General features: G+C 60.9%; 22 protein-coding genes and 1 tRNA gene. 13 read left to right on the plus strand and 10 right to left on the minus strand.

The features are described from left to right. Positions 1-23: 23 nt before the first annotated feature. A complete protein-coding gene (locus AAFO90_RS05255; RefSeq protein WP_347508746.1) occupies positions 24-1,571 on the minus strand; it encodes a PAS-domain containing protein in 1,548 nt (515 codons plus the stop codon). Between the two features lie 88 nt (positions 1,572-1,659). After that, positions 1,660-3,057, minus strand: a complete 1,398-nt coding sequence (locus tag AAFO90_RS05260; protein ID WP_065272026.1) for a sensor histidine kinase RegB — start codon at positions 3,055-3,057, stop codon at positions 1,660-1,662. A gap of 145 nt (positions 3,058-3,202) precedes the next feature. Between AAFO90_RS05260 and AAFO90_RS05265 the strand changes: the two genes are divergently transcribed. From AAFO90_RS05265 to AAFO90_RS05275, 3 genes are all read left to right on the plus strand, one after another. Further along, positions 3,203-3,823, plus strand: a complete 621-nt coding sequence (locus AAFO90_RS05265) for an SCO family protein (protein ID WP_347508747.1) — start codon at positions 3,203-3,205, stop codon at positions 3,821-3,823. Positions 3,824-3,904: 81 nt separating this feature from the next. After that, positions 3,905-4,459: an ActR/PrrA/RegA family redox response regulator transcription factor gene (locus AAFO90_RS05270; protein WP_347508748.1), complete on the plus strand. Its 555-nt coding sequence runs from the start codon at positions 3,905-3,907 to the stop codon at positions 4,457-4,459. A 25-nt stretch (positions 4,460-4,484) separates the two neighbouring features. Further along, positions 4,485-5,672 (plus strand): glycosyltransferase 61 family protein, encoded by a 1,188-nt coding sequence (locus tag AAFO90_RS05275; RefSeq protein WP_347508749.1) that lies wholly within the window; start codon positions 4,485-4,487, stop codon positions 5,670-5,672. Between the two features lie 9 nt (positions 5,673-5,681). Here AAFO90_RS05275 and AAFO90_RS05280 read toward each other — a convergent pair whose 3' ends face one another. Then, a complete protein-coding gene (locus AAFO90_RS05280) occupies positions 5,682-6,278 on the minus strand; it encodes an HD family hydrolase (RefSeq protein WP_347508750.1) in 597 nt (198 codons plus the stop codon). Positions 6,279-6,463: 185 nt separating this feature from the next. Here AAFO90_RS05280 and ahcY point away from each other — a divergent pair, with 185 nt between their 5' ends. The 4 genes from ahcY to AAFO90_RS05300 all read left to right on the plus strand — a co-directional run bounded on the left by ahcY (position 6,464) and on the right by AAFO90_RS05300 (position 13,195). After that, a complete protein-coding gene (ahcY, locus tag AAFO90_RS05285) occupies positions 6,464-7,852 on the plus strand; it encodes an adenosylhomocysteinase (RefSeq protein ID WP_065272031.1) in 1,389 nt (462 codons plus the stop codon). Between the two features lie 216 nt (positions 7,853-8,068). Then, a complete protein-coding gene (locus tag AAFO90_RS05290; protein WP_347508751.1) occupies positions 8,069-10,165 on the plus strand; it encodes a molybdopterin oxidoreductase family protein in 2,097 nt (698 codons plus the stop codon). Between the two features lie 302 nt (positions 10,166-10,467). Next, positions 10,468-10,893 (plus strand): hypothetical protein, encoded by a 426-nt coding sequence (locus AAFO90_RS05295; RefSeq protein WP_347508752.1) that lies wholly within the window; start codon positions 10,468-10,470, stop codon positions 10,891-10,893. Between the two features lie 250 nt (positions 10,894-11,143). After that, positions 11,144-13,195, plus strand: a complete 2,052-nt coding sequence (locus tag AAFO90_RS05300; RefSeq protein WP_347508753.1) for a DEAD/DEAH box helicase — start codon at positions 11,144-11,146, stop codon at positions 13,193-13,195. 49 nt (positions 13,196-13,244) lie between these two features. Here the strand turns inward: AAFO90_RS05300 and AAFO90_RS05305 are convergent, their stop codons facing one another. Beyond that, positions 13,245-13,766 carry a hypothetical protein gene (locus AAFO90_RS05305; protein ID WP_237028359.1) on the minus strand — a complete coding sequence of 174 codons (522 nt, stop codon included), beginning with the start codon at positions 13,764-13,766 and terminating at the stop codon, positions 13,245-13,247. A gap of 66 nt (positions 13,767-13,832) precedes the next feature. After that, a complete protein-coding gene (locus AAFO90_RS05310; RefSeq protein ID WP_065272040.1) occupies positions 13,833-14,123 on the minus strand; it encodes a hypothetical protein in 291 nt (96 codons plus the stop codon). 359 nt (positions 14,124-14,482) lie between these two features. On the opposite strand from AAFO90_RS05310, the gene AAFO90_RS05315 reads away from it, so the two are divergent. After that, positions 14,483-14,558: transfer RNA gene (locus tag AAFO90_RS05315), tRNA-Thr, on the plus strand. A 65-nt stretch (positions 14,559-14,623) separates the two neighbouring features. Continuing rightward, positions 14,624-15,799 carry a DUF6538 domain-containing protein gene (locus AAFO90_RS05320; protein ID WP_347508754.1) on the plus strand — a complete coding sequence of 392 codons (1,176 nt, stop codon included), beginning with the start codon at positions 14,624-14,626 and terminating at the stop codon, positions 15,797-15,799. A gap of 815 nt (positions 15,800-16,614) precedes the next feature. Here AAFO90_RS05320 and AAFO90_RS05325 read toward each other — a convergent pair. The 3 genes from AAFO90_RS05325 to AAFO90_RS05335 all read right to left on the minus strand — a co-directional run bounded on the left by AAFO90_RS05325 (position 16,615) and on the right by AAFO90_RS05335 (position 20,306). Next, positions 16,615-18,174, minus strand: coding sequence for a heme biosynthesis HemY N-terminal domain-containing protein (locus AAFO90_RS05325; protein WP_347508755.1), 1,560 nt, complete (start codon positions 18,172-18,174; stop codon positions 16,615-16,617). A gap of 10 nt (positions 18,175-18,184) precedes the next feature. After that, entirely contained in the window at positions 18,185-19,468 is a 1,284-nt protein-coding gene (locus AAFO90_RS05330; protein WP_347508756.1) for a hypothetical protein, read from the minus strand. A 79-nt stretch (positions 19,469-19,547) separates the two neighbouring features. Next, complete coding sequence (locus AAFO90_RS05335; RefSeq protein WP_347508757.1) at positions 19,548-20,306, minus strand: uroporphyrinogen-III synthase; 759 nt, start codon at positions 20,304-20,306, stop codon at positions 19,548-19,550. Between the two features lie 73 nt (positions 20,307-20,379). On the opposite strand from AAFO90_RS05335, the gene tsaD reads away from it, so the two are divergent. The 4 genes from tsaD to AAFO90_RS05355 are packed head-to-tail and all read left to right on the plus strand — an operon-like array spanning position 20,380 to position 23,132. Continuing rightward, on the plus strand, positions 20,380-21,477 hold the full coding sequence (tsaD, locus tag AAFO90_RS05340; RefSeq protein WP_347508758.1) for a tRNA (adenosine(37)-N6)-threonylcarbamoyltransferase complex transferase subunit TsaD: 1,098 nt from the start codon (positions 20,380-20,382) through the stop codon (positions 21,475-21,477). Continuing rightward, positions 21,474-22,436, plus strand: coding sequence for an NAD(P)H-dependent glycerol-3-phosphate dehydrogenase (locus AAFO90_RS05345; protein WP_347508759.1), 963 nt, complete (start codon positions 21,474-21,476; stop codon positions 22,434-22,436). The genes tsaD and AAFO90_RS05345 overlap by 4 nt, the downstream gene beginning before the upstream one ends. A 1-nt stretch (position 22,437) precedes the next feature. Then, the gene (locus AAFO90_RS05350; protein ID WP_347508760.1) at positions 22,438-22,710 is read left to right on the plus strand and encodes a YciI family protein; all 273 of its coding nucleotides are present in this window, start codon (positions 22,438-22,440) and stop codon (positions 22,708-22,710) included. Then, complete coding sequence (locus tag AAFO90_RS05355; RefSeq protein WP_347508761.1) at positions 22,710-23,132, plus strand: EVE domain-containing protein; 423 nt, start codon at positions 22,710-22,712, stop codon at positions 23,130-23,132. The genes AAFO90_RS05350 and AAFO90_RS05355 overlap by 1 nt, the downstream gene beginning before the upstream one ends. 371 nt (positions 23,133-23,503) lie before the next feature. Here the strand turns inward: AAFO90_RS05355 and AAFO90_RS05360 are convergent, their stop codons facing one another. Both AAFO90_RS05360 and AAFO90_RS05365 read right to left on the minus strand, forming a co-directional pair. After that, positions 23,504-23,845, minus strand: a complete 342-nt coding sequence (locus tag AAFO90_RS05360) for a DUF2853 family protein (RefSeq protein WP_065272032.1) — start codon at positions 23,843-23,845, stop codon at positions 23,504-23,506. A 235-nt stretch (positions 23,846-24,080) separates the two neighbouring features. Next, positions 24,081-24,589 (minus strand): adenosylhomocysteinase (locus tag AAFO90_RS05365; RefSeq protein WP_347508762.1); only part of this gene is annotated, 509 nt, incomplete at its 5' end.

Genomic DNA, 24,589 nt, shown 5'->3' on the forward strand with positions numbered 1-24,589 from the left:
GGGTGCCCGGCTTGCAGCCCTGTTCAGCTGTGATCAGAGATGGCAAAGCGTTCCTGTTCTGCGCAGGGCAGGCTGGTCTGCGGATTGCAGAAGCTGACCATGGTGGCGCCGTTCTGGATGCCGGTGACCTTGCACATCAGCGGCGTGCCGTCGCGCAGTTTCACATTTGCCCACCAGGGGTCGCGCGCATCGCTGGCTGCGACGAAATCGCGGATCTCTCCCCAGGCCGGTGTCGGGGCGCAGGTGTCCTGCCAGACACGGCTGGCATCCATGATCGACACTTTGGCAAAGCTGGCGTCTGGGTCCATTTTCCACATCTGGTGATAGGCTGCGTTCGAGAAAGTCATGCTGCCATCATTTGCAAAGACGGCGATGGCTTCGTCCATCTGGTCCATGATCGACTGCCCCATTTCCAGCTCCGAGCGGAACTGACGCGTCAGGGTCACTTCGGCGGTGATGTCCTCGAACAGGAAGGCAATGGCACCATCGGGATGCGGGCGGCCAGAGACCGAATAGACCGAACCCGAGGGCAGCGACCATGTTTCCTTGTACCGGCCTTCAGCAGCGGCCTCGAGCAGGTCTTCGAACTGGTGGCGCCAGCTGGAGTAATTCTTGGGCTCGGGCATCATACGCTGGTCGCGCAGACGGTCGAAAAAGCTCATCAGGTTGGGACGGGAGCTGAGGAAATCGGGCGGCAGCGCGGTCAGGTCGATCAGCACCGGGTTGAACAGGACCAGCTGGCGGTTGCGATCAAAGATGGCCAGACCAATGGACAGCTGGGCAAAGGTTTTTGCCAGAGTCTGCACAAAGTTGCGCTGGGCGATTTCGGCATCCACCACCGCATTCACATCGACAGCATGACACAGCCAGCCGGCTTCGGTTTGAGTGGTCGAGATATTGTACCACAGCTGCTTGTTGCTGTCGGGCAGCGGGATGGAAATCCGTTCCGGTTTACCGCTGGATTTGGGTTCTTCAAGATCGGTGAACAGGGGCACCGACACATCCACGTCGCGACCGCGGATTTTATGGGTAAGGTTGTCATAGGCCAGGTTGGACCAGGTGATCGCGCCTTCATCCGATTGCAGCCAGACCGGATAAGGGGCCTGATGCACGGCTGCGCGCAGGGTGGTCAGTTCCTGATCCTGCGATCTGTTCTGCTCTTCCAGTGTCGAGCGGCGCAGTTGCACGCGGGTGATACCGTCGATCCATTCACAATGCGCTTCGCGGCTTTCGGCGGATTCGGTACCCGACAGGACAAGGGGACCGACATCTTTCAGAAATCCGGGCGATTGAGGCAGGCCGGGGTAATTGCGCGCCAGCTGGTCGCGCAGCATGTTCCAGCTGAACGCCTCGGCGTGTTCGCCAATGAATTTGCGTGCGCCCGAGGACCAGCCGATCAGGTTGGTGTCGTCAAACAGGAAGACCGCATCAGTACGCCCGTCGCTGGACAGCAGTTCCTGCTCCAGCGATTTGGAGCGCGCGCCGGGAGACAGCCACCACACAGCGGCCGCGGCTGTGGCGGCGCAGAGGGTTGCCAAGATTAGCCATTCGATTGAAACGATGTTCTGCATGTTGTCCTGCCTTGCTCGCGTATCGCTTTATCAATGGTTGCTTAAAAATGGTTAAATGAAGTTTAATTGGTTGCTAAAAAGTGAACAGTTAAATTTCAATTCTCTGGTTTTTCCCGGTTGGAACGGCATTTTCGCCCTTGAGCGCGTCGACTTTGTCACGCGGCCAGGAGACTTCAACGATGGCACCCCGGCGTTCTTTTGGCAGTATTAGTCCGGGAAGCGGGGCCGATCCATTGGTAAACCGCAGGTTGGCGCCGCTGCGTTCCAGCAGGGTTTTGGCGATGAAAAGGCCCAGCCCCATGCCTTCGTAACCGGGGCGTTTGCGCCGATCAGATCCACTGCGCCGCCGTTTCATGAAGGGATCGCCGATCCGGCCAAGCATCTGAGAGGGGAACCCGCGCCCGTCGTCGCTGATCCGAACCTCGATTTTTTCGTCGTCCCAGGCGGCGTCGATCCAGACGGTGCTGCCTGCGAAATCCACCGCGTTCTGAACCAGGTTGCGCAGACCGTGGATGATCTCGGGTTTGCGCAGGATGGTGGGTTGCTGCAGGCTCCCATCCTCAAGCGGGGCTTCGTGAAACACGACCGTCGTGCCGCGGTCCATATGAGGTTCGGCCGCCTCGTGGATGACGGTAGACAGCGGCGCCTGGCGCAGATGCAAGTCGTCCTTCCCGGCCCGGCCCATGCTGCGCAGGATGTCGCGGCAGCGGTCCGCCTGTTCCCGGATCAGGGCAGCGTCTTCGCGTAGGTCGGGGCGGTCGTCCAATTCATCCAACAATTCGGCGCTGGCCAGTTTTATGGTGGCCAGCGGCGTGCCAAGTTCATGCGCGGCGGCAGCGACCACGCCGCCAAGGTCGGTCAGCTTCTGCTCACGCGACAGGGCCAGCTGGGTGGCAGAAAGCGCGTCCGACATGCTGCGGATCTCGGTGCTGATCCGGAAAGAGTAGAACCCGATAAACAGGATGGCGATGACGATGGCGGTCCAGTTGCCAAAGACAAAGACATCCGGAACCCGCAGCAGGAACCCCTGTTCGGTGCGCAGGGGAATATGGAATTCGGCCATCAGAGTCACCAGCATGATGGCAGTACCGCCAATGATCAGGGTTGAGCGCAGCCCCATCATGGCAGCGGAAATTGTCACTGGCGCCAGAACCAGCAGGGCAAAGGGATTGTGCAGACCGCCGGTCAGGCTCAGCAAAAACGCCAGCTGCATCAGATCGAACAGAACCATCAGGAAATTTTCGAATTCCGATAGGCGCTTGTTCTCGGGGAACATCAGGGTGGCGACAAGATTTCCGGTGACCGCGATGCCGACCGCCAGAAAACACAGCGGCAGCACCAGTTGCAGATTGTACATGTACTGCGCCACCAGGATCGCAATGATCTGCCCGGCGATGGCCACCCAGCGCAGTAGGATCAGGGTCCGCAAACGGATCCAGTGGCTGCGTTCCTGGCCATGCATCAGGCCGAATTGGGTCTCGCTCATCTGGGCCTCCTGATCTGCGGCTCATTATCACGTTCCCGCGCCGATCGGCGGTGTGACGCCGTGTGCAGTTGCATCGGCTGAGTTTCTTGATAGGTCTCGCGCCCGAAACGATCAACAACCCTTCCCGTTCGCAAAGTGTGATCACATGACCCGCCTATATGCCCTCCTTGCCGCCCTGTTCATTGCTGCCCTTGCCGGCGGCACCTGGTTCCTGACCCGCCCCGGGGACAGCGATGACAAATTCGCCCAATGCCGCAGCAGCCAGATCGCCGGCGGAGCGGATACCATTGGCGGGCCGTTCGAACTGGTCAACTCCAAGGGTGAGACGGTCACCGACAAGGATGTCATCACCGAACCCTCGCTGCTGTATTTTGGCTACACCTTCTGCCCCGATGTCTGCCCGCTGGATGTGTCTCGCAACGCCGAGGCCATCGATGTGCTGGATGAACGCGGCTATAGCGTGACACCGGTGTTCATCTCGATCGACCCGGACCGCGACACCCCCGAGGTGGTCGGCGATTTTGCTTATAACATGCATGAAAAGATGATTGGTCTCACCGGATCGGCCGAGCAGGTCAAGGCGGCCAGCCAGGCCTACAAGACCTATTACAAGAAACAGGACGGGGATGAGGACTACTACCTGGTCGACCATTCCACCTTTGCCTATCTGGTGCTGCCCGAAGACGGGTTTGTCGAATTCTTCCGCCGCGATGAAACGCCCGAGCAGGTGGCCGACAAGATCGGTTGTTTCATCGACAACATGTAAGCGTCTCTGGCATTTGACCTTTGCCACCCGGCGTTTAATATTCAAAACAAGAATTTGCTGAACGAACGCGGAGGAGCGGGCATGGTCGAAGCGACGCAAAGGGACATCGGACCCGACAAATCGCTCTTGTTGGTCGATGATGATGAACCGTTTCTGCGGCGCCTGGCCAAAGCGATGGAAAAGCGCGGTTTCGAGATTGAAACCGCCGGATCCGTTGCCGCCGGCAGCGCCATCGCCACCGCCCGGCCCCCGGCCTATGCGGTGGTCGACCTGCGGCTGGAGGATGGCAACGGTCTGGATGTGGTCGAGGTGATCCGCGAAAAACGTCCCGACAGCCGGGTTGTGGTGCTGACCGGATATGGCGCCATCGCCACCGCCGTGGCCGCGGTGAAGATCGGCGCCACGGATTATCTGTCGAAACCGGCCGATGCGACCGATATCACCAATGCGCTCTTGGCCTTGGCGGATGAACTGCCGCCACCGCCGGAAAACCCGATGAGCGCGGACCGCGTGCGCTGGGAGCATATTCAGCGCATCTATGAACTCTGCGATCGCAACGTGTCTGAAACCGCCCGGCGGCTGAACATGCACCGGCGGACCTTGCAGCGGATCCTCGCCAAGCGCAGCCCCAAGTAAAGGCCACCCCAGGCGAGGACCACACATGACAGAGCAAGGCGCCGGACCCGAAGATCAGCCGTTGCCCGACGGGGGCTGGTCCGAGGAGATTGAGACCCTGCGCGATGCCTGCGTGATCCCGCCGGTCGACAGTGCGCTGGTGCAAAAGGCCGGTGTTCTGACCGCTTCTGGTGATTACTGTGGCAAGGCCGCGCTTTGGCGCAAATACCGCCCGATCACTGTGCAGCCCGACCCGCCGAGTGAGGTCAGTGCAACCCTTCCGGGGCGCTGGCTCTGGGGCGGGGTGCTCTGGGTGCATTTTGGGCATTTTCTGGTGGAAAGCTCCTCTCGGCTCTGGGCGTTGCCACATCTGGATCAGCCGGTGGATGGTATCCTGTTCATCCCGAAACGCCCCGCCGTGGGCGATGAAACGCGCGGCTTTCAGCGCGAGTTCATCAATCTTTTTGCGCCGGGCCTGCCAATCCGGGTCGCAGCTGAACCGACCCGGGTTGAGGAACTGGTGGTGCCCGGGCAGGGGTTTGGCCTTGGCCATATCACCCGGGGCACCCGCAAGTTCCGCAATGCGGTGCACAGCCGCTTTGCCCGCGATGTGAAGCCTGAAGGCCCGGAAAAGATCTACATCTCCCGCTCGAAACTCGGCCTCAGCAAGGGCGGACTTCTGGGCGAAGAGCAGATGGAAGAGCTGCTTCAGGCCGAAGGCTATGAGATCTTTCATCCGCAGGACCACAGCCTGACCGAGCAGCTGGCCCGCTACAAGGCGGCGCGGCAGGTGATCGCGGCGGATGGTTCGGCACTGCATCTTTTTGCCATGGTGGGGCGCCCCGATCAGAAGGTTGCGATGATCCTGCGGCGCCAGTCCGGCGCCAACAATCTGCTGGCGATGAATGTGGCGCATTTCTGCAAATGCAATCCGCTGGTGATCGGCGCGCTGCGCGCCGAATGGGTGCCGGTCAACAAGCCAAAGTCGAGCCGCAACAGCTTTGGCGAGATCGACCATTCGGTGATCGGCCGGGCTCTTGCCACGCATGGTTTCATCTCTGCTGATGCGCAATGGCCGGTGCTGAGCGACGATCAGCGGCAAGAGATCCTTGCCGAAAAGGGGCTTGGCGGTAGCGACCGTTTCGTGGAATCGCCCGAGTTCAAACAGCAGCGGATCCGCGAAATGCGCCGTGCCCGTCGTGCCCGGCGGGCGGCAAAGACCGCCAATGCCTGAAGTCCGGGTCTAAAGCTGCGCCAGCAGCTCTGCATGGCGGCTGACAAAATCTCGGCGCACCTCGACCGGCGGGCGCAGGTCGATCGACAGATCGTGGATGATCTGGGGGTCGATGCGGCCAAAGAACTTGTTGGCCTCGGCCTCCGAAAACCCGGCGATCTGCACCGCCTCCATCCAGGCGCTGATCTTGTCGGCGCGTTTGATTTTTGACTTGATGGTCTTTGGCAGGGCGGCGGGCAGGCCGAAACGGACATGGATGGCCGTTGTCAGCCGCTGATCCAGATCCTCATACCCGGGACCGACCGCCGCCTTCACCGGGGAGATCATGTCGCCAATCACATATTCCGGGGCATCATGCAGCAGGGCGGCCAGGCGCCATTTCACCGGCACCTTGGGATAAAGACGGGTGAACAAGCTCTCGACCAGCAGCGAATGTTCGGCCACCGAATAGGCGAAATCACCCTTGGTTTGCCCGTTCCAGCGCGCCACAAAGGCCAGCCCATGGGCGATATCCTCGATTTCAATGTCGACGGGCGTGGGATCCAGAAGATCCAGTCGGCGCCCTGACAGCATGCGTTGCCAGGCGCGGGCAGGTTTTGGAGGCATCGGTCGGGTCCGGCTCTTACAGAGGTTTTGCCTGTGCCTAGCCGCTTGGCACCCAGCGTGCAAATCCTGAATTGCGTGGCATTTGGTCCGGGGCAACCCTCTGCTCTGGTTGGTTTCATTGCTTGTAAAGCGTTGCGGTGTTAAGTGCGTGGCCAAGTTGAGGCTGAGCCAGAATGGAGTTGCCAATGGGCACGGATTACATCGTCAAAGACATCGCATTGGCCGGGTTTGGCCGCAAGGAACTGGATATCGCGGAAACCGAAATGCCGGGGCTGATGTCCCTGCGCGCGGAATATGGGGACAGCAAGCCGCTGAAAGGTGCCCGCATCGTCGGCTCCCTGCATATGACCATCCAGACCGCGGTTCTGATCGAAACCCTGGTGGCGCTTGGCGCCGATGTCCGCTGGGCATCCTGCAACATCTTCTCGACCCAGGATCACGCCGCTGCGGCGATTGCCGAGGCAGGCATTCCCGTCTTCGCCATCAAGGGCCAGACCTTGGAAGAGCATTGGGATTACCTCGACCGCTCCTTCCAGTTCGCCGAAGGTGCCAACATGATCCTCGACGATGGCGGCGATGCGACGCTCTACGTGCTGCTGGGCGCCCGCGCCGAAGCAGGTGAGGACATCATCCCGGTGCCCGGCTCTGAGGAAGAAGCCGCGATCAAGGCGCAGATCCAGAAGCGCATGAAGGAAAGCCCCGGCTGGTTCACCAAGACCCGCGACGCGATCAAGGGCGTTTCCGAAGAGACCACCACCGGCGTGCACCGTCTTTATGAGCTGGTGAAACAGGGTCAGCTGCCCTTCCCGGCGATCAACGTCAATGACTCGGTCACCAAGTCGAAGTTCGACAACAAATACGGCTGCAAGGAAAGCCTGGTCGACGGCATTCGCCGCGCCACCGACACCATGATGGCCGGCAAGGTCGCGGTGGTCTGCGGCTACGGTGACGTGGGCAAAGGCTCGGCGGCCTCTCTGCGCGGCGCGGGGGCCCGCGTGAAGGTCACCGAAGCGGACCCGATCTGCGCTCTGCAGGCGGCGATGGACGGCTTTGAGGTGGTGCTGCTGGAAGACGTGGTCTCCAGCGCCGATATCTTCATCACCACCACCGGCAACAAGGACGTGATCCGCATCGAGCATATGCGCGCGATGAAGGACATGGCCATCGTCGGCAACATCGGCCACTTCGACAATGAGATCCAGGTGGCGAACCTCAAGAACCACAAGTGGACCAACATCAAGGAACAGGTGGACATGATCGAGATGCCCTCGGGCAACCGCATCATCCTTCTGTCCGAAGGGCGCCTGTTGAACCTCGGCAATGCCACCGGCCACCCGTCCTTTGTGATGTCGGCCTCCTTCACCAACCAGGTTCTGGCGCAGATCGAGCTGTGGACCCGCGGTGAGGAGTACAAAAACGAGGTCTACATCCTGCCCAAGCATCTGGACGAGAAGGTCGCTCGCCTGCATCTGGAGCGTATCGGCGTCAAGCTGACCACGCTCAGCCCCGAGCAGGCCGCCTATATCGGCGTCACCCCCGAAGGCCCCTTCAAGCCGGAACACTACCGTTACTGACCGGCCCTACAGCAGAACACCACAAAGCCCCCGCAAATCATGCGGGGGCTTTTTTGTTTTGGCTTCAATAGGGCGCAGAAACTGCGAGATGACGTTTGGTCGAAACCGGAAAGACGCGGGATAAGGCTCTGACAAGGTGACGACGGCTGGTCTAGGCTGATCCTGGTCCCTGTGGCTTTGCACGCCGCTGGACCGGGAGGAACAGGGGAGGCAGCCATGAGCGACCAAAAGACACAATTCCGGACCTGCAATATCTGCGAAGCCATGTGCGGGTTGATCGTCACGCATACCGACACCGAGGTCGTGTCGATCAAACCCAACCCGGATGACCCCCTGTCGCGGGGGCATATCTGTCCCAAGGCGATTGCCCTGCAGGATTTCCGCACCGACCCGGACCGGGTGACCACGCCGTTGAAAAAGGTGGACGGTCAGTTCGTGCCAGTGTCCTGGGAGGAGGCGCTGGAATATGCCGCAATCCGGATCGAAGAGGTGCAGGATGCCCACGGGAAGGACGCCGTGGGGACCTATCTGGGCAACCCCAACGCGCATAAGTTCGGCAACCTCCTGACCCTGCCGCGACTGGTCAAGGCGCTGGGGACGCAGAACCGCTATTCCTCGGCCACGGCGGATCAGATCCCGCATCACGTTGCCTCGATCCACATGCTGGGCCATCCGATGCTGATCCCGGTGCCGGATGTGGACCGCACCGACTTCATGCTGATCATCGGCGGCAATCCCCTGGTGTCGAATGGGTCGATGATGACCGCGCCGGGATTCGGCAAGCGGATGGAGGAGCTGCACGCGCGCGGTGGGCGCAGCGTTGTGGTGGACCCCAGACGCACCGAAACCGCCGAAAAGGCCAGCACACATCTGTTCATCCGCCCTGAGACCGATGCCTTTTTCCTGCTTGCCCTGATCCATGAGGTTTTTGCGACTGGTCTGGACAGCCCCGGTGCGCTGGATCCGGTGGTGCGGGGACGCGATGCGCTGAAACAGGCGGTGCAGCCGTTCACTCCAGACCTTGCGGCAAAAATGACCGGTATCGACGCAGATACTATCCGCTCTCTAGCCCATGATTTTGCCCGCGCCGGTTCGGCGGTATGCTATGCGCGCATGGGGGCCTCGACACAAAGCTTTGGTGCCCTGTGCCAATGGGCCAGCAATGCCCTCAATATTATCACCGGCAATTTTGACAGCCCGGGCGGCGCCATGTTCACCACCCCAGCGCTGGATTACGTGGGTATGACCAGCCGCAAGGGGCGCGTGCGCAGCTATCCCGAGAAACGCTCGCGGGTGTCCGGCCAGCCGCTGTATAACGGGGAGTTCCCTGTCTCGGTCCTGGCCGAGGAGATGGAAACACCGGGCGAGGGGCAGATCCGAGCCATGGTCACCGTGGCAGGCAATCCTGTGCTGACTGCGCCCAACGGGCTGCGCATCGGGGCGGCGATGGAGCAGCTGGATTTCATGATGTCGATTGATCTGCACATCAATGACACCACCCGCCATGCCGATCTGATCCTGCCCGCCACCGTGGCGCTTGAAGAGCACGTTTATGATATGGTGTTCCACAGTTTTGCCGTGCGCAATACCGCTGCCTTTGCCGAGCCGGTGTTTACGCCGCCCAATGACAACCCGCAGGAGTGGGAGGTCATCGCCCGGCTGGCCGCGAGGTTGAGTGGGAGCAACAGCATCGGCCCTTCGCCGGTTGAGACGCTGACGGCGCTTTTGCCGCGCGGATACCACGGCGATCGGGTGACGAAAGACGCGATGCTGGGCGCTGAGACCGGAGCGATTGATCTGGGTCCGCTTGTTGAAAGCCTTGCCGATCGGCTGGAAACACCGGATGGCAAGCTGGATCTGGCGCCAGAGGTGTTCCTTGCTGACTTGCCGCGACTGCTGGCCTTTGAGCCGCCGGTCAGCGATGATTACCCGCTGCTGATGATCGGGCGCCGACAGGTGCGCAGCCACAACAGCTGGACACAGAACAGCCAGCGGCTGGTGAAGGGGCGCAACCGCTGCACGGTGCAGATGCACCCTGCCGATGCGGACCGGCTGAGCATCGAGGACGGGATGGACGTTGCGGTGCACAGCCGCGTCGGGCAGGTCACCATGCCGGCCGAGGTGACGGATGAGATTGCACCGGGGGTGGTGTCTATCCCGCAGGGCTGGGGACAGCGACAGGGGAAACTGACCACGGCGACCCGGGTTCAGACCGTCTCGATCAATGATCTGACGGATGACACCCGGATTGATCCCATCAGCGGCAATGCGGCCTTTAACGGGGTTCCGGTGGCGGTGAAGGCTATCGCATAGGCGACAGAGCAGGCGATATCCGGGGCCTTTTCTCGGGGCTGGACCCGGTCCCGGCCCGCAGGCCAATCTGATTGAGGATACCTCGAGAAAAGGGCTGTCAAATGCACAAAAGGATAGGTGCTGCTCCCTTTCTGGCCCTTTGTATCCGTTCAGTACATGTCGCCGCCAAAAGGGGAGTGCTGGCTGAACGATTGCCCATAGCCCCCTAGATTGACTCAAACCCGCTCAAAATAAAGATTGGTTTATATCGAAATCGAACGGTTTTTTAACCGGTTTTTATTCAAGCGGAAGGACGGTCTGCAATGATACAGAACCTGCTCGGACGGAAGAAAAAGGCAACGCGGCAAGAAAAAATTCTGTCCGAAATCGACCGGCTGATCTCATGGAAGAAATTGGCAGCCTGCGCTGAAACTTGCCTGGATGAAGCGCCCGACTGCATCAGGGTAAACCGGAATTCGTTGGAAAGCCTGGTTCGTATCGAAGTTCTGCACCGGTGCTTTGGCATTTCCCGCAGCGACCTGATGGTAACCGGGTCCGAGACACCAGAACAAGACGGCGCGACCGCTTTGTGCGATTCCCGGCCCGTGCTGAACGAAGACGACGTCGAAAACTTTTACAAGATTATCGCGGATTGCAGCAAACAGGACGAAATCATCAACGAGCTTGGCGCCCAGTTGGCCAAGGTTGGCGTGAGCCTGAAACAGCCGGTGTCCCTGTCACCGTCCTGAAAAACGTCAACAATCTGCCCCCTGCCGTCAGCCGCAACAGAATGTGGGCACGGCGGGTGATCGGCGTAGCGCGGTTGACGCCAAGCTCGGCTTATCGCTGCCCCGCGCTGGCCGCATACCGGCCAGATCACAAGATAGCTATACATTCGGGTCTGAATGCCCTATACGCGGCCAATTGTCGGCACCGGCGCAGCATTTTGCGCCACCTCCCGAGCCGCCTCCGCTCCTATAGAAAAAAGCAGACCTTCCTTTGAAACAGACACTCGCTATGGCGCTGGAGCGCCGTGGATATGACAAACTTACTCCCGTTCAGGAGGCCGTGACCGATCCGGCCCTGGGCAGCGCGGACCTGTTGGTTTCGGCGCAGACCGGTTCGGGAAAGACCGTCGGATTTGGCCTCGCCATCGCCGGGGCCATTCTGGGCGATGAAGACCGTTTTGGCTCGGCAGCTTTGCCGCTGGCGCTGGTGATTGCTCCGACCCGCGAACTGGCCCTGCAGGTGAAACGCGAACTCAGCTGGCTCTATGGTGAGGCCGGTGCAACTGTCGCCTCCTGTGTGGGCGGCATGGACATGCGGGATGAGCGCCGGGCGCTGGACCGGGGCGCTCATATCGTTGTCGCCACCCCGGGCCGTCTGCGCGACCATATCATGCGCGGGTCCATCGACCTGTCCGAGCTGCGCGCCGTAGTGCTCGACGAAGCCGATGAAATGCTTGATCTCGGTTTCCGCGAAGATCTGGAGTTCATTCTGGGTGAGGCACCGGAAGAACGCCAGACGCTGCTGTTCTCTGCCACGGTTCCCCCGGCAATTGCCCAGCTTGCAAAAAGCTATCAGCGCGATGCCATGCGGATCACCACCGTCGCCGAGAAATCGCAGCACAGCGATATCGAATACCACGCTATGGCAGTGGCGCCGCGCGACGATGAAAACGCCATCATCAACGTGCTGCGGTTCTACGAGGCCCCCAACGCCATCGTGTTCTGCAACACCCGCGCCATGGTGAACCGTCTGGTGACCCGCCTGTCGAACCGCGGCTTTTCCGTCGTGGCCCTGTCGGGTGAATTGTCCCAGTCCGAACGCAGCCACGCCCTGCAGGCCATGCGCGACGGGCGGGCCCGCGTCTGCGTCGCAACCGATGTGGCGGCGCGCGGCATCGACCTGCCGAACCTTGATCTGGTGGTGCACGCCGAGCTGCCCTCAAGCCATGAAACGCTGCTGCACCGCTCGGGCCGGACCGGTCGCGCCGGCCGCAAGGGCGTCAGCGCGCTGATCGTGCCGCCAAAGGCGCGCAAAAAGGCCGAGCGCCTGTTGAAGATGGCCAAGCTGCAGGCCGAATGGGGCAACGCACCCTCGGCCGAGGCCGTGTCAGAGCGCGATGGCGAACGTATGCTGGCCGACCCCGCCTGGCACGAAGCGGTCAGCGACAGCGAACAGCCCATGGTGACACAGCTAAGCGAAGCCTTCTCGGCAGAACAACTGGCCGCAGCCTATCTGCGGCTGTGGCGCAGCGCACGCTCTGCCCCGGAAGAGCTGTCCGAAGCAAACGCCAAGCCTGAGCCGCGCGAACCCTTTGGTCCCAGCGTCTGGTTCTCGATCGCCGCAGGGCGCAACGAAGGCGCCGATCCGCGCCGGTTGCTGCCGATGCTGTGCCGGGCTGGTAATATCACCAAATCCGATATCGGTGCCATCCGCATCCAGCAGGACGAGACCTTTGCTGAGATTCGCGAAAGCAGCGCAGCCGGATTTCTGGCGGCGCTTGGCACCGAGATGGTGCTGGACGATGGCACCAAGCTGACGCAACTGGACAGCCCGCCGAACATCCCCGCCGGACGTCCCGCAGGCCGCCCCGGTGGCCCCAGAAAGTTCGACGGACCGAAGCCGGGCGGAAAACGTCCGCATCGTGGTCAGGATTCCCGCCCGGATGACCGGCGTGGTGAACGGTCCTATGACAAGCCAGGCTTCGACAAATCCGATGGTCCGCGCAAACCTCGCGCCAACAAATCGGACCGGGACGAGCGTCCCCGTCACAAGAAGCACGAGGCCGCCGCCCCGCGCGAGCCGAACGCTGTGGTGACCCCGCGCAGCAAGCCTGCAAGTAAACCAGCAGGCAAGCCCGGCGCGGGCGATGCCAGCAAGAGCCTGCGCAAGAAGGACGGCGGCAAACCGCATTTCGCGACCCGCGGCCCCAAGGGACCGCCGCCGCCAAAGGGTAAGCCGAACAGCAAGAAGAACAAGGCCCGTGCGGCCCTGGCCAAGGCGGGAAAAGGCGGTTCCGCAAAACCCCGTCGGCCTAAAAGCTGATCTGTGATGACATCAGGGCAAAGCGCAGTCTTTGCCCTGATTTACAGGCTCAACGCATCTGGTGTTTGCGCAGGGCGCGGAACAGGAACATCAGGATCAGTGACAAGAAGAACAATCCAAAGAAGTCACCGATCAGGTAAACGAAGTAATCCTGGGGCGGGCTTTGGAAGGCCAGATTGCTGAGCACCGAAGACACCACGGAAACCAGAAATCCGGCAAACATGATGCTGGCCCAGCGTGGCCTGCGGCCGGAATAAGGCGACAGATCCCATCCGGCCAGTTTGATCAGGTGAAAGACGGCCGACGGAACAAGAACCGCAATCGCCATTGCCGCGATCCGGGGCGGTTCAAGAACACTGGCCCCTGAGAAGTACAGAAAAACCAGAAAGACGCCGGGAAACAGGGCAATGGTTGCCCGCCACCCAAGCAGCCAGGCGGCAAGCACCTTCACCCCATGCGGAAGGAAAAGAAGGCTGGAATCGCTTTCAACGCCGGGAAAGACCCTCAATTGGATCGGCATCAGCAGTTCGAAGGCGACCAGGCAAGCCAGCAGGTAGCACAGTGTAACCACTGTTGTTTCTGTCGCCAGAGCTTTCAAATCCCGTCCCCGCCTTCATCTGTGTGACGCCCCCTGTTCCTATTTGGGTGCCTTCACCAGATATCGCCCCCGGCTCGCGCTGCCGCTTTGCTCCAGATATCCCTTGCCGACAAGCGACTTCAAGGCCCGGAAAAATGTCGGACGCGACATGCTGGCCACGATGGCATGCGCCCGGATGGTGTTGGTGCGCACGCCGTCGGAGGTGTCCGGAAAGTCGCTCGCGGCGTAGTACACATCACGTTCAACCGTAGACAGCTCCTGAAGCCCCATCGAGCTTTCCATATCGAGCATCAGTTTTCGCAACTCTGTCAGTTTGGAAATGTCAGACATAGCGTCCTGTATTAATTTTTAATGCCAAGTGTGTGTCACAAGAGTGTAATACACGAACAGCCTAAAACAGCAAATGGTATCATGTTGACACGTTATTATTGTACGGTAGTATAACTTTCGTCCGGCCGCTTTTGTTAAACCGTGAGTGGTGGCAGCCGAACACTATTTTAGAACCGAAAAATTTTCAGGCGCGGTGCCTTCGGGTTCCGCGCCGCCTTAGTTTTTTGAAACGCTGGCGAGCGTCGGGACCCAACTATGCCACCTTGCCGTCACAGCCGTCCCTGCCCTCTGGTGCCTGTTCTGCTTTGAGATTTTACCTTGCGCGGTGGGCAGTGAAGAGCTAAATGATCAGCCGCGTAGCCCCAATAGCTCAGTCGGTAGAGCAACTGTTTCGTAAATAGTAGGTCGGCGGTTCAAGTCCGTCTTGGGGCACCACCTCTCCATCTAAGGCATTGTTTTGCATCAGTTTTTGGGCTGATCAAGACGAGGCGTAGAACAAATTGGAGAACATTTCGCGCAGCTATGTCTTCGTGAAGGAAGGCATCTACTACTTCACCCGCCGTATCCCGGTGGACCTCCGACAGCATTACTCGTCGGGCAAGATCTCCTACTCGCTGCGGACTAGATCCCGTTCCATCGCTCTATCGCGGGCAAACAGGGCTGCCTGCAAGCTGGATGAGTACTGGTACCATCTTCGCACTCAGGATGCGGAACTCCCTGGCAAACACCTTCTCCGGCATGGTCTGACCCGGCAGGCTCCTCTCTCGCCGGAAGACGCCTCTGTCACGTCTGATGTTCTGACGCTGTCGGAGGCTGTCTTGACGTACCTGCGCCTGAAAGGTCAGGGACGCCCTGAGACCTTCCAGCGTGCGGCACATAGGTCTTGCGGCTACGTGATCGACGTCTGCGGAGACAAACCCCTGACAGGCTACACCAAGGCAGACGCGAACAAGTTCCGTGACGCCCTGATCAAGCGGGGGTTGGCTGGCAGCAGCATTACCCGGATCTTCGGCACCGTCCGGGCGGTCTTCAACTTCGCCGTGGCAGAGGAAGGGCTGTCCACCACCTCGCCCTTCGCCAACGTCTACTATGATCGCAACGCCGGGGTGTCAGGTCGTAGCTCCATCCCCGTGCAGGACATCCGAACCGTTCAGGAAAAGTGCAAAGAGATCGACGACGAAATGCGATGGTTGGTGGCCATGGTGGCAGATACCGGCATGCGTTTGGCCGAAGCTGCAGGCCTTTTGAGGGAAGACATCTACCGAGATGAGAGCGGCGGCTGGGTCGCTCGGATTGTCCCTCACCCCTGGAGAAGCCTCAAGACCGACAGCAGCAAACGGATCGTTCCCCTAGTCGGCTCCGCAGAATGGGCAGCAGAAAGGATCCACGCGCAGGAAACAGATAGCAGGTTCGCCTTCCCCCGGTACAACACCACGGGGACGACCAACGCCAACTCTGCCAGTGCAGGTCTGAACAAGTGGCTCAAGGCCTACGTGCCGAAGGGAGCCACGATGCACGGTTTCCGGCACTCGGTGCGGGACAGGCTAAGGGCCGTGGAATGCCCTTCTGACATCGCGGATCAGATCGGGGGATGGCACACGGATGGCGTGGGGCATGGATACGGGAAAGGCTACCCGATAGAGGTACTGAGAAGGTGGCTAAATACAGCATGTTAAGCTGTTGACAGTTCCCTTAACTGGGGCAGGCTTGTTACCGCGGAAGTTGCCCTAAGTACTTGATTTGATTCATTTTTAGAATCACCTTATGGTCACGGGATCTACTCTTCTTGGAGAAACATCCCTATGCCGAACCTTTCCTACCTAACCGCACCTCACATGGTGTATTGGGGCTACCTACCATCCTTCGACGATCCATTTCGTGAGGGATACATTGGTGTAACCATGCTGAAGCTGCAGTCTCGCGTGGCTCACCATATGTCACGCGCGTACTCCCCTGCGCTAGAAAAGGCCCTTGCCGAACATGGTGACGAGATAGAGTGGCGACCCCTGCATACCGATTTGCCATGGTACGTTGCTTACGAGATCGAGCGGATCTACAGGCCTAAAAGGCACATCGGTTGGAATGCAGCCTTTGGTGGCAGCAGGCACAAGAAGCGTCGCGAAGGATGGCTAGTAACCCCCTCTTGGGTCCATTCTTCTCAGAGTGACTACCGAACTCCCTCAGTCATCGCACCAAGGCCCAATTTGTTCTACGCCTCGTCTTGATCAGCCCAAAAACTGATGCAAAACAATGCCTTATTTTACTGATGCTTGCCGTGCCAACGGTGCCTGTAACGGGAATAGAACAACCGTCTTGGGGCACCACTTTCCAGCCAGTTCGAATTTTCCGACCAGCCTCAGTTTTGCATGTTCAGAGCCTCTTGGGGCTCTTTCAGGCGAAAGGTCTATGCCGTCTCACCCCACTGAACACGAGAGACGGCAGATCATGGGGCAGATCCGACTGTGCGGCGCCGGGCCGCACAGTCCAGCGGTTACTTGGCGTCTTTTTCGGCCACGTCTTCATCGCGCTCCGTGTCGCCGTTTTCCGGCTCAGCGTTCTGATCGTCCTCGGCCCGGTCATCCGCTGCGCTGACATCGGCGGAATTGTCAGGCGCATCCGCATCGATCAATTCCGCTTCGGGGATATTCCCGGCCTCCGGGGCTACGGCAGGTTTCGCCGCGCCGGTGATCAGCGGCAGCATGTGGGCGCCTGTTGCGCTGGCGAATTCAGCGGTTTCGGGGCGCTTCCAGCTGAGCGTGTCAAAGCTGGTGCAATGTTCGCAGACCGGCGCCCATTCCGCGTGAATGTGGTTGCAGTTCTCGCAGACCCATTGTGGACCCCGCGGCGCGGTCAGCGCGCGGGTCAGCCAGCCCTGAACCACCGCATCCGGGGCACCTTCGCCGCGCTCAATCGCAGCCATCAGAGTGAGGGCGCGTGCATCCGGCGCCCGTTCTGCCAGATCGCCCAGGGCTCGGCGCGCCTCGGGATAATCTTCGGCCACGATGTTCAGCTCGGCCATCACCAGACGGGTTTCGTCGTCATGCGGTTTCAGGCGCGCCAGCTGGCCAAAACGTTTGACCCGCTCGGCGGCGGTTTCTGTCGGTTCGATTTCGGCAAAGGCATGCGCCAGGTCGGGGTGCGGCTGTGCCTCCCAAGCCTTTTTCAGAACCCGGACAGCATTACGGGTCTTGCCCTTGGCGATATAGGCGCGCGCGGCCATGGCGGCGGCAGGCACGAGATCGGGCGACAGGCGGTTGGCCTCGATGGCCTGTTCGCGCTGCTCCACGGTTGCGCCTTCCTCAATCACCCCTTGGGAGGCGGAAAGTGCCAGAACCGCATCGCGCCGTTTGAACACATCGCGGGGCAGGGTGCCGGTCTTCAACTTGGTCGCAAGGGTCTTGCGCGCCCCGGCCCAATCCTCGGCGCGGGCCTGCAGTTGCAGCAGCGTATCCTGTACCTCTTCATGTTTCGGGCGTAGAGCCAATGCCTTTTCGGCCAGTTGCCGGGCGGTGTCGGTATCACCGTCGGACAGCTTCTGCTTCATGATGCCGCGAATGCCGACAAACCGGGTGTTCTGATTGCCCAGAAGCCGTTTATAGGCGGCAGCGGCCTTTTTGGTATCGCCAGCCATTTCGGCCGCTTGGGCGGTCAGAAGATCGGTGAGTTCGGGTTTCTCCAGATAGCGCTCGGCGCGCGATGCCTTGGCCAGCGCCAGACGCCCCTCGCCCGAGGCCAGCGCCATCAGCCCGTCAGACAGCGCCTGATATCCCTTTGCCTCACGTCCCTTGTCGAAATAGCGCGACAGGGCGGTTTCATCGCCATTCAGGAATTTCAGCGTGGCGATCAGCAGCGACAGCAGTTTGAAGAACAGCCAGACGATCAGGACCAGCGCCACCAGCGCCATCACGGATTGCAGCGCGCCAAGGGTATATTCAGTGCCTGCAACGGTGATCTGCACACCCCCGGCGGTTTCCATCAGGATCCCCGCACCCAGAGCCAGCAGCGCGACGATTGCAACAAAGACGAGGATTTTCAGCAATGACCAGAGCATGGCAGGGTCCTTATTTCGCGTTCAGGCTTTGGGCCAGTTCATCCGCTGCGGCAACCGCAGCGACCCGGCTGCGGGCAGCCGATTCCCAGTCCGCCATGGCGGTCCGGGCGGTTTCGGGCAGTGCGTCCAGTTCGGCCAGCGCATCGGCAATCTTGCCCTGATCCACCAACGCCCCGACGCGGGACAGGACCGCATCCGGATCATCGCCTTCGCGCGGCGCAACCGAGCGCGCGCCGAGGTGACGTTTAAGATAATCCATCACGCCGCCGGTGCCCTTGGTCTCTTCCCGCGCAGCAGCAAGGGCGCTGCGGGCGGCCGGGGTGAAGCTATCGGCCAAGCCGGTGAGCGTTGCCACACCGCTGTCGGCAGGGGAGGTCAGCGCCTCTGGCACGGTAACATCAAGAGTGGTCAATTCGTCGACAAGCCCCGCGTAGCTGGCACCGCTGTCGAGGCTGGAGCGCAGACGGGCCAGCACGGTCTGGGCACTGGCGATACGGGCGGCCTCGGCGCTGGCCTCATCCATCTGGCGGGCCTCGGCAAGCATCTGTTCAACCTCGGCGCGTTGCGCGGCCAGGCTGTCCTGCAATTTGGCAAGCTGGGCATCCACTGCGGCAATGGCCTCGGGCGATCCGGCATCGGCCACCGGGCGTTGCTCTAGCGCAGTCAAACGCTCCACAAGCGCGGCAATCTCGGTCTCAAGCGTGTCGCTTTGTGGTGCGGAGAGATCACCAACGGTGCCTTCAACAGCGTCGATGCGTTGCGAGAGCGGGGCGAGATCGGGAATAGAGATCCCCTCGACCTGCGTTTTCAGCGCCGACAGATCCGACCGCAAAGCGGCCTGCTCTGCTTCGATCGCGGTGACATCGACACTGGCCGGGCGCAGGCTGGGCGGCAGGATGCTGTTCAAAACGCCGCCTTGCCCCAGGGCAAATCCGATGACAGCAGCGACAGCCCCACCAAGGACGGCTGAGCCAAAGCCACCGCGTTTTTCGACAACGCGTTCGATCACCTGTTGCGGTTCGGCGGGCGCCGGTTCAGGGGTTTCTGCGTCTGCGTCCGTCTCGCTCGATGCTTCGGCTTCGGCTTCGGCTTCGGCTTCGGCTTCGGCTTCGGCTTCGGCTTCGGCTTCGGCTTCGGCTTCGGCTTCGGCTTCGGCTTCGGCTTCGGAAGTGTCCGCCGGGCTTTCCTCTTGCGAGTCAACCGGTTCCGGGGTTTCGACCTCAGTCACCTCTGATGCCGTCACATCATTGGCGTCCGACCCGGTCACATCATCCGAAGTTTTCTTGTCAGCCACGTCGGCATCTCCCTCAATTCTCACCGCTGCGACTCATGCTTGAATCCTGCGGTGCTGGCGCTCAACCCCAAGCGCGACATTACTTCCCGTGCGCGGGACCCTCAACCCGCGCCAAAGCATCTGCGGCATCACGGACCAGTGTACTCATCGCATCTGCATCGGGCGTGTTACATACCTGCAAGTCCCTGCAATTCAAGACTTTCAGTGGTTTCGCAACGGCTTCGCTCAGCGCAATCAGATGCAAATTCGACGCATCGGGACAAATCTGGGCGAAATGCCGCGCAGTTCGTGGCGAAAAAACCGGCACGATTAGCGACTGTTGCGACGTTATTGCCCGCAGCGCGTCTTCATTCAGTGGCAGCAGCTCCTGATCATAGATCACCTTCTCGCGGCAGGACAGCCCGGCATCCGTCAGGCGCTGCGCCACATCACCCCGCGTATGACGCCCGTGCAGATGCAACAAGGGCGCGGGTGGGCGCATATCCACAAGGCGGGATACCAGTTCATCGGCGGTCTGGCCCAAACATTGCGCGGACCAGCCCGCGCCGATAGCCTCCGCCGTGGTGCGCTGCCCGACACAATAGGCAGGCAGATCCGTGGAAACCTGTCCGGTCGCCGTGGCAACCGCATTGGCAGAGGTAAAGATCAATCCGCGGACGCCCTGCGTATCCGTTGCCTCCAAGGCGCCAGATAATGGCTGAACCCGCATCAGCGGCGTATAGATCACGGTAAGCCCTGCGCGTGTCTCAGCAGACAGGTCCTCCACGAACCGGCGGGCCGAGGGCAGCGGCCGCGTCATCAGCAAACCCACGGCAGGGCCGGTCTTCGGATCCGTCACATCGCGCTCCCGGGATTGTTTGCACCTGTCATAGGTGGTAGCCCCGGCGCCAACCTGATGCAATGGTAGCACGATGACACAAACCCTGACGATCCTTGGGCTGGAAAGCAGCTGCGACGATACAGCAGCGGCTGTGGTGCGCCAGACCGGAGATACCCCGGCCGAGGTCCTGTCATCGGTGGTTTTTGGCCAGACCGAGCTGCACAGCGCCTATGGCGGCGTGGTGCCGGAAATCGCCGCGCGGGCGCATGCGGAAAAGCTGGATATCTGCGTGATTGAAGCCTTGAAAGAGGCCGGTGTCACCCTGAAGGATCTGGATGCGGTGGCCGTCACCGCCGGGCCGGGGCTGATTGGTGGGGTGATGTCCGGCGTGATGTGCGCCAAGGGGATTGCCGCCGCCACCGGCCTGCCGCTGATCGGGGTGAACCATCTGGCGGGCCATGCGCTGACGCCAAGGCTGACCGATGGCATTGCCTTTCCCTATCTGATGCTGCTGGTGTCCGGCGGGCATTGCCAGTATCTGATCGTGCGCGGGCCTGAGGATTTCACCCGTCTGGGCGGCACCATCGACGATGCACCGGGCGAGGCCTTTGACAAGACCGCGCGCCTGTTGGGCCTGCCACAGCCCGGCGGCCCCTCGGTACAGGCAGAGGCGGAAAATGGCGATCCCAAACGGTTCCGCTTTCCGCGCCCGCTGCTGGACCGGCCCGATTGCAACCTGTCCTTTTCGGGGCTGAAAACCGCGCTGATGCGGATGCGCGATCAGATCGTTGCGGAAAAAGGCGGGCTGACCCGGCAGGACCGCGCCGACCTTTGCGCCGGGTTTCAGGCCGCCGTGGTCGATACCCTGGCCGAGAAGACCCGACGCGCCTTGCGCCTTTATCTGGATGAAAACCCGGCGTCCCCAACCGTTGCCGTGGCCGGCGGGGTCGCCGCCAATACTGCCATTCGCGCCGCCTTACTGGATGTCTGCGCCGAGGCAGGCGCCGAGTTCACCGCGCCGCCCCTGCGCCTGTGCACCGATAACGCCGCGATGATCGCCTATGCCGGGCTGGAACGGTTTCGATCTGGTGCGCGCGACGGGCTGGACCTGACCGCCCGGCCGCGCTGGCCGCTGGATCAGAGCAGCCCCGCGTTGCTTGGCTCGGGCAAGAAAGGTGCCAAGGCATGAGTGTTTCGGTCCTGGGCGCGGGCGCCTTTGGAACGGCGCTGGCGATTTCGCTGGCTGGCAATGGGCCCGTCACACTTTGGGCACGCAGCCAGCCCCATGCCGAGCAGATGCAGACCAGCCGCCGAAACGAGACCCGCCTGCCCGGCGTGGACCTGCCGACAGAGCTGACCGCCACCTCGGATTTGGCCGAAGCGGCGGAAAGCGACACCATCCTGTTGTCTGTTCCGATGCAGCAATTGCGCGGGCTGCTGATGGCCGAAGGCGATGCGTTGGCGGGCAAGGCTCTGGTGGCTTGCTGCAAGGGGATCGAGCTCAGCACCGGGATGGGCCCGGTTTCGGTGATCCGGGATTGCCTGCCACAGGCACAAGCCGCCCTGCTGACCGGCCCCAGCTTTGCCGCCGATATCGCGCGGGGGCTGCCCACGGCACTGACGCTGGCCTGCGAAGACCCTGCGCTTGGGTTGTCCCTGCAGGAGCAGCTGACCACGGCCAACCTGCGGCTTTATCGCACCACGGATACGGTGGGCGCCGAGTTGGGCGGCGCCCTGAAGAACGTGATCGCCATCGCCTGCGGTGCGGTGATCGGTGCAGGCCTTGGCGAAAGCGCCCGCGCGGCGCTGATGACCCGCGGTTATGCCGAGATGCAGCGCATGGCCCTGGCCTGCGGTGCCCGTGCCGAAACGCTGGCCGGATTGTCGGGCTTTGGCGATCTGACCCTCACCTGCAGTTCGGACCTGTCGCGCAACTACCGGCTGGGGCTTGCCATTGGCCGGGGAGAGCGTTTCGACCCCTCTATCACCGTTGAAGGCGCCGCCACCGCCCGGGCCACCGCCGCCAAGGCCAAGGACATGCGGCTGGACATGCCGATCACACAAACCGTGGTCGCTTTGCTGGATGGCCGCTTGACGATTCATGACGCAACCGCTCAACTGCTGTCACGACCATTAAAAGAGGAATAAAATGCTTATAGCATTGATTGCACGCGATAAACCCGGGCATTTGGAAACCCGGATGGCGAATCGCACCGCGCATCTCGCCTATATTGAAGAGACTGGCGCCGTGGCGCAGGCAGGGCCGTTGCTGGATCAGAACGGCGAAATGGTCGGATCGCTGATCATTCTGGATGTCGAAGACATGGCCGCGGGCGAGGCCTGGGCGGAAAATGATCCCTACAACAAGGCAGGCCTGTTTGAGGCGGTCGAGCTGATCACCTGGAAAAAGGTCGTCGGCTGATGGCCTACTGGCTGTTCAAATCCGAACCTTCGACCTGGGGCTGGCAGGACCAGCAGGCCAAGGGCGACGCGGGTGAGGAATGGGACGGCGTGCGAAACTATCAGGCGCGTAATTTCATGCGCCAGATGAAACTGGGCGACCGCGGATTCTTCTATCACTCACAGAAAGAAAAATCCGTGGTCGGCATCGTCGAGGTCTGCGCCGAGGCGCACCCCGACAGCACCACGGATGATCCCCGCTGGGAGTGCGTGGATATCAAGGCGGTGCGCGCCTTCACGACGCCGGTATCGCTGGAGCAGATCAAATCCGATCCCCGGCTGGAAGAGATGGTGCTGGTAAAAAGCTCCCGCCTGTCGGTGCAGCCTGTGACCGAGGAAGAGTGGCGTATCATCTGCGATCTGGGCGGGACGGATCCGGACTGACCCTTGGCCGGTCGACTATGCTGATGCGGATATATCGCAACATCTCAATCGAACCGTTGGTATGATACAGCTCAAGACAGGCGATAGACCACATCCAACACGCGGATGCTGGATCCAAAAACCTGCTCTAAAACCGAAAAAGGGAAGGCCCGGCGAACGCAGGACCTTCCCTTCACCCCGCGTGCTCCTAAGCCACCACACGCGTATGAGAAATTCGGTTCCTGCCTTCCTGGCGGGTTGATCTATACCTACCCCAAGAACGACGCGTTCCGCAATTCACTAGCGTGGACAATACCTTTAAAATGCGAAACGCCCCAGGTGGGGCGTTTGCAAACTGTGTATTTTCAAAGTTTTAAATGGCTTTGGCGGGGTTAGCCGTAAACCGCTTCCTTGCCGAAATGCTTGGTCAGCATGTAGTAGAAAACCGCCCGGTATTTGTTGCGCTCAGATTTGCCATAGATCTCGACGACCTTGTTGATCGCCTCCATCAGTTCAGGCCCGTCAGCAAGACCCAGTTTCTTGATCAGGAAGTTCTGTTTGACGGTTTCCAGCTCGCTCTCCTGGCTGGAGGCAACGGTGGAGGCATCCGCATCGTAGATCGCGGGGCCGCAGCCGATGGTCACCTTGGTCAGCAGGTCCATATCCGGATCCATACCGCATTTGTTTTTCAGATCATCTGCATATTGTGCAATCAGGTCGTCACGTTTTCCCAAAGTCTTTTCTCCCTTCTGGGGCGGACCCGGCTCCGGATCCTTCCGGTCACATAATGGCCAGGATCAGCTTAAGGGCAGAACGCGACAGGGCAACGGGAATTTTTGCAATCCTGCCTCAAAGCCAGGCCTTTGCTGTCCGGGGGCAGGGAACCGGCACCGATCCGGTCTCTGCCTTGTAACAAAAAAGCCCCCGCATGATTTGCGGGGGCTTTGTGGTGTTCTGCTGTGAGGCCGGTCAGTAGCGGTAGTGCTCCGGCTTGAAGGGACCTTCGGGGGTGACGCCGATATAGGCGGCCTGCTCGGGGCTGAGCGTGGTCAGCTTGACGCCGATACGCTCCAGATGCAGGCGGGCGACCTTCTCGTCCAGATGCTTGGGCAGGATGTAGACCTCGTTTTTATATTCCTCACCGCGGGTCCACAGCTCGATCTGCGCCAGAACCTGGTTGGTGAAAGAGGCCGACATCACAAACGACGGGTGGCCGGTGGCATTGCCGAGGTTCAACAGGCGCCCTTCGGACAGAAGGATGATGCGGTTGCCCGAGGGCATCTCGATCATGTCCACCTGTTCCTTGATGTTGGTCCACTTGTGGTTCTTGAGGTTCGCCACCTGGATCTCGTTGTCGAAGTGGCCGATGTTGCCGACGATGGCCATGTCCTTCATCGCGCGCATATGCTCGATGCGGATCACGTCCTTGTTGCCGGTGGTGGTGATGAAGATATCGGCGCTGGAGACCACGTCTTCCA

This window comes from Phaeobacter sp. CAU 1743 (assembly GCF_039839315.1).
GTDB lineage: Bacteria > Pseudomonadota > Alphaproteobacteria > Rhodobacterales > Rhodobacteraceae > Phycobacter > Phycobacter gallaeciensis_A.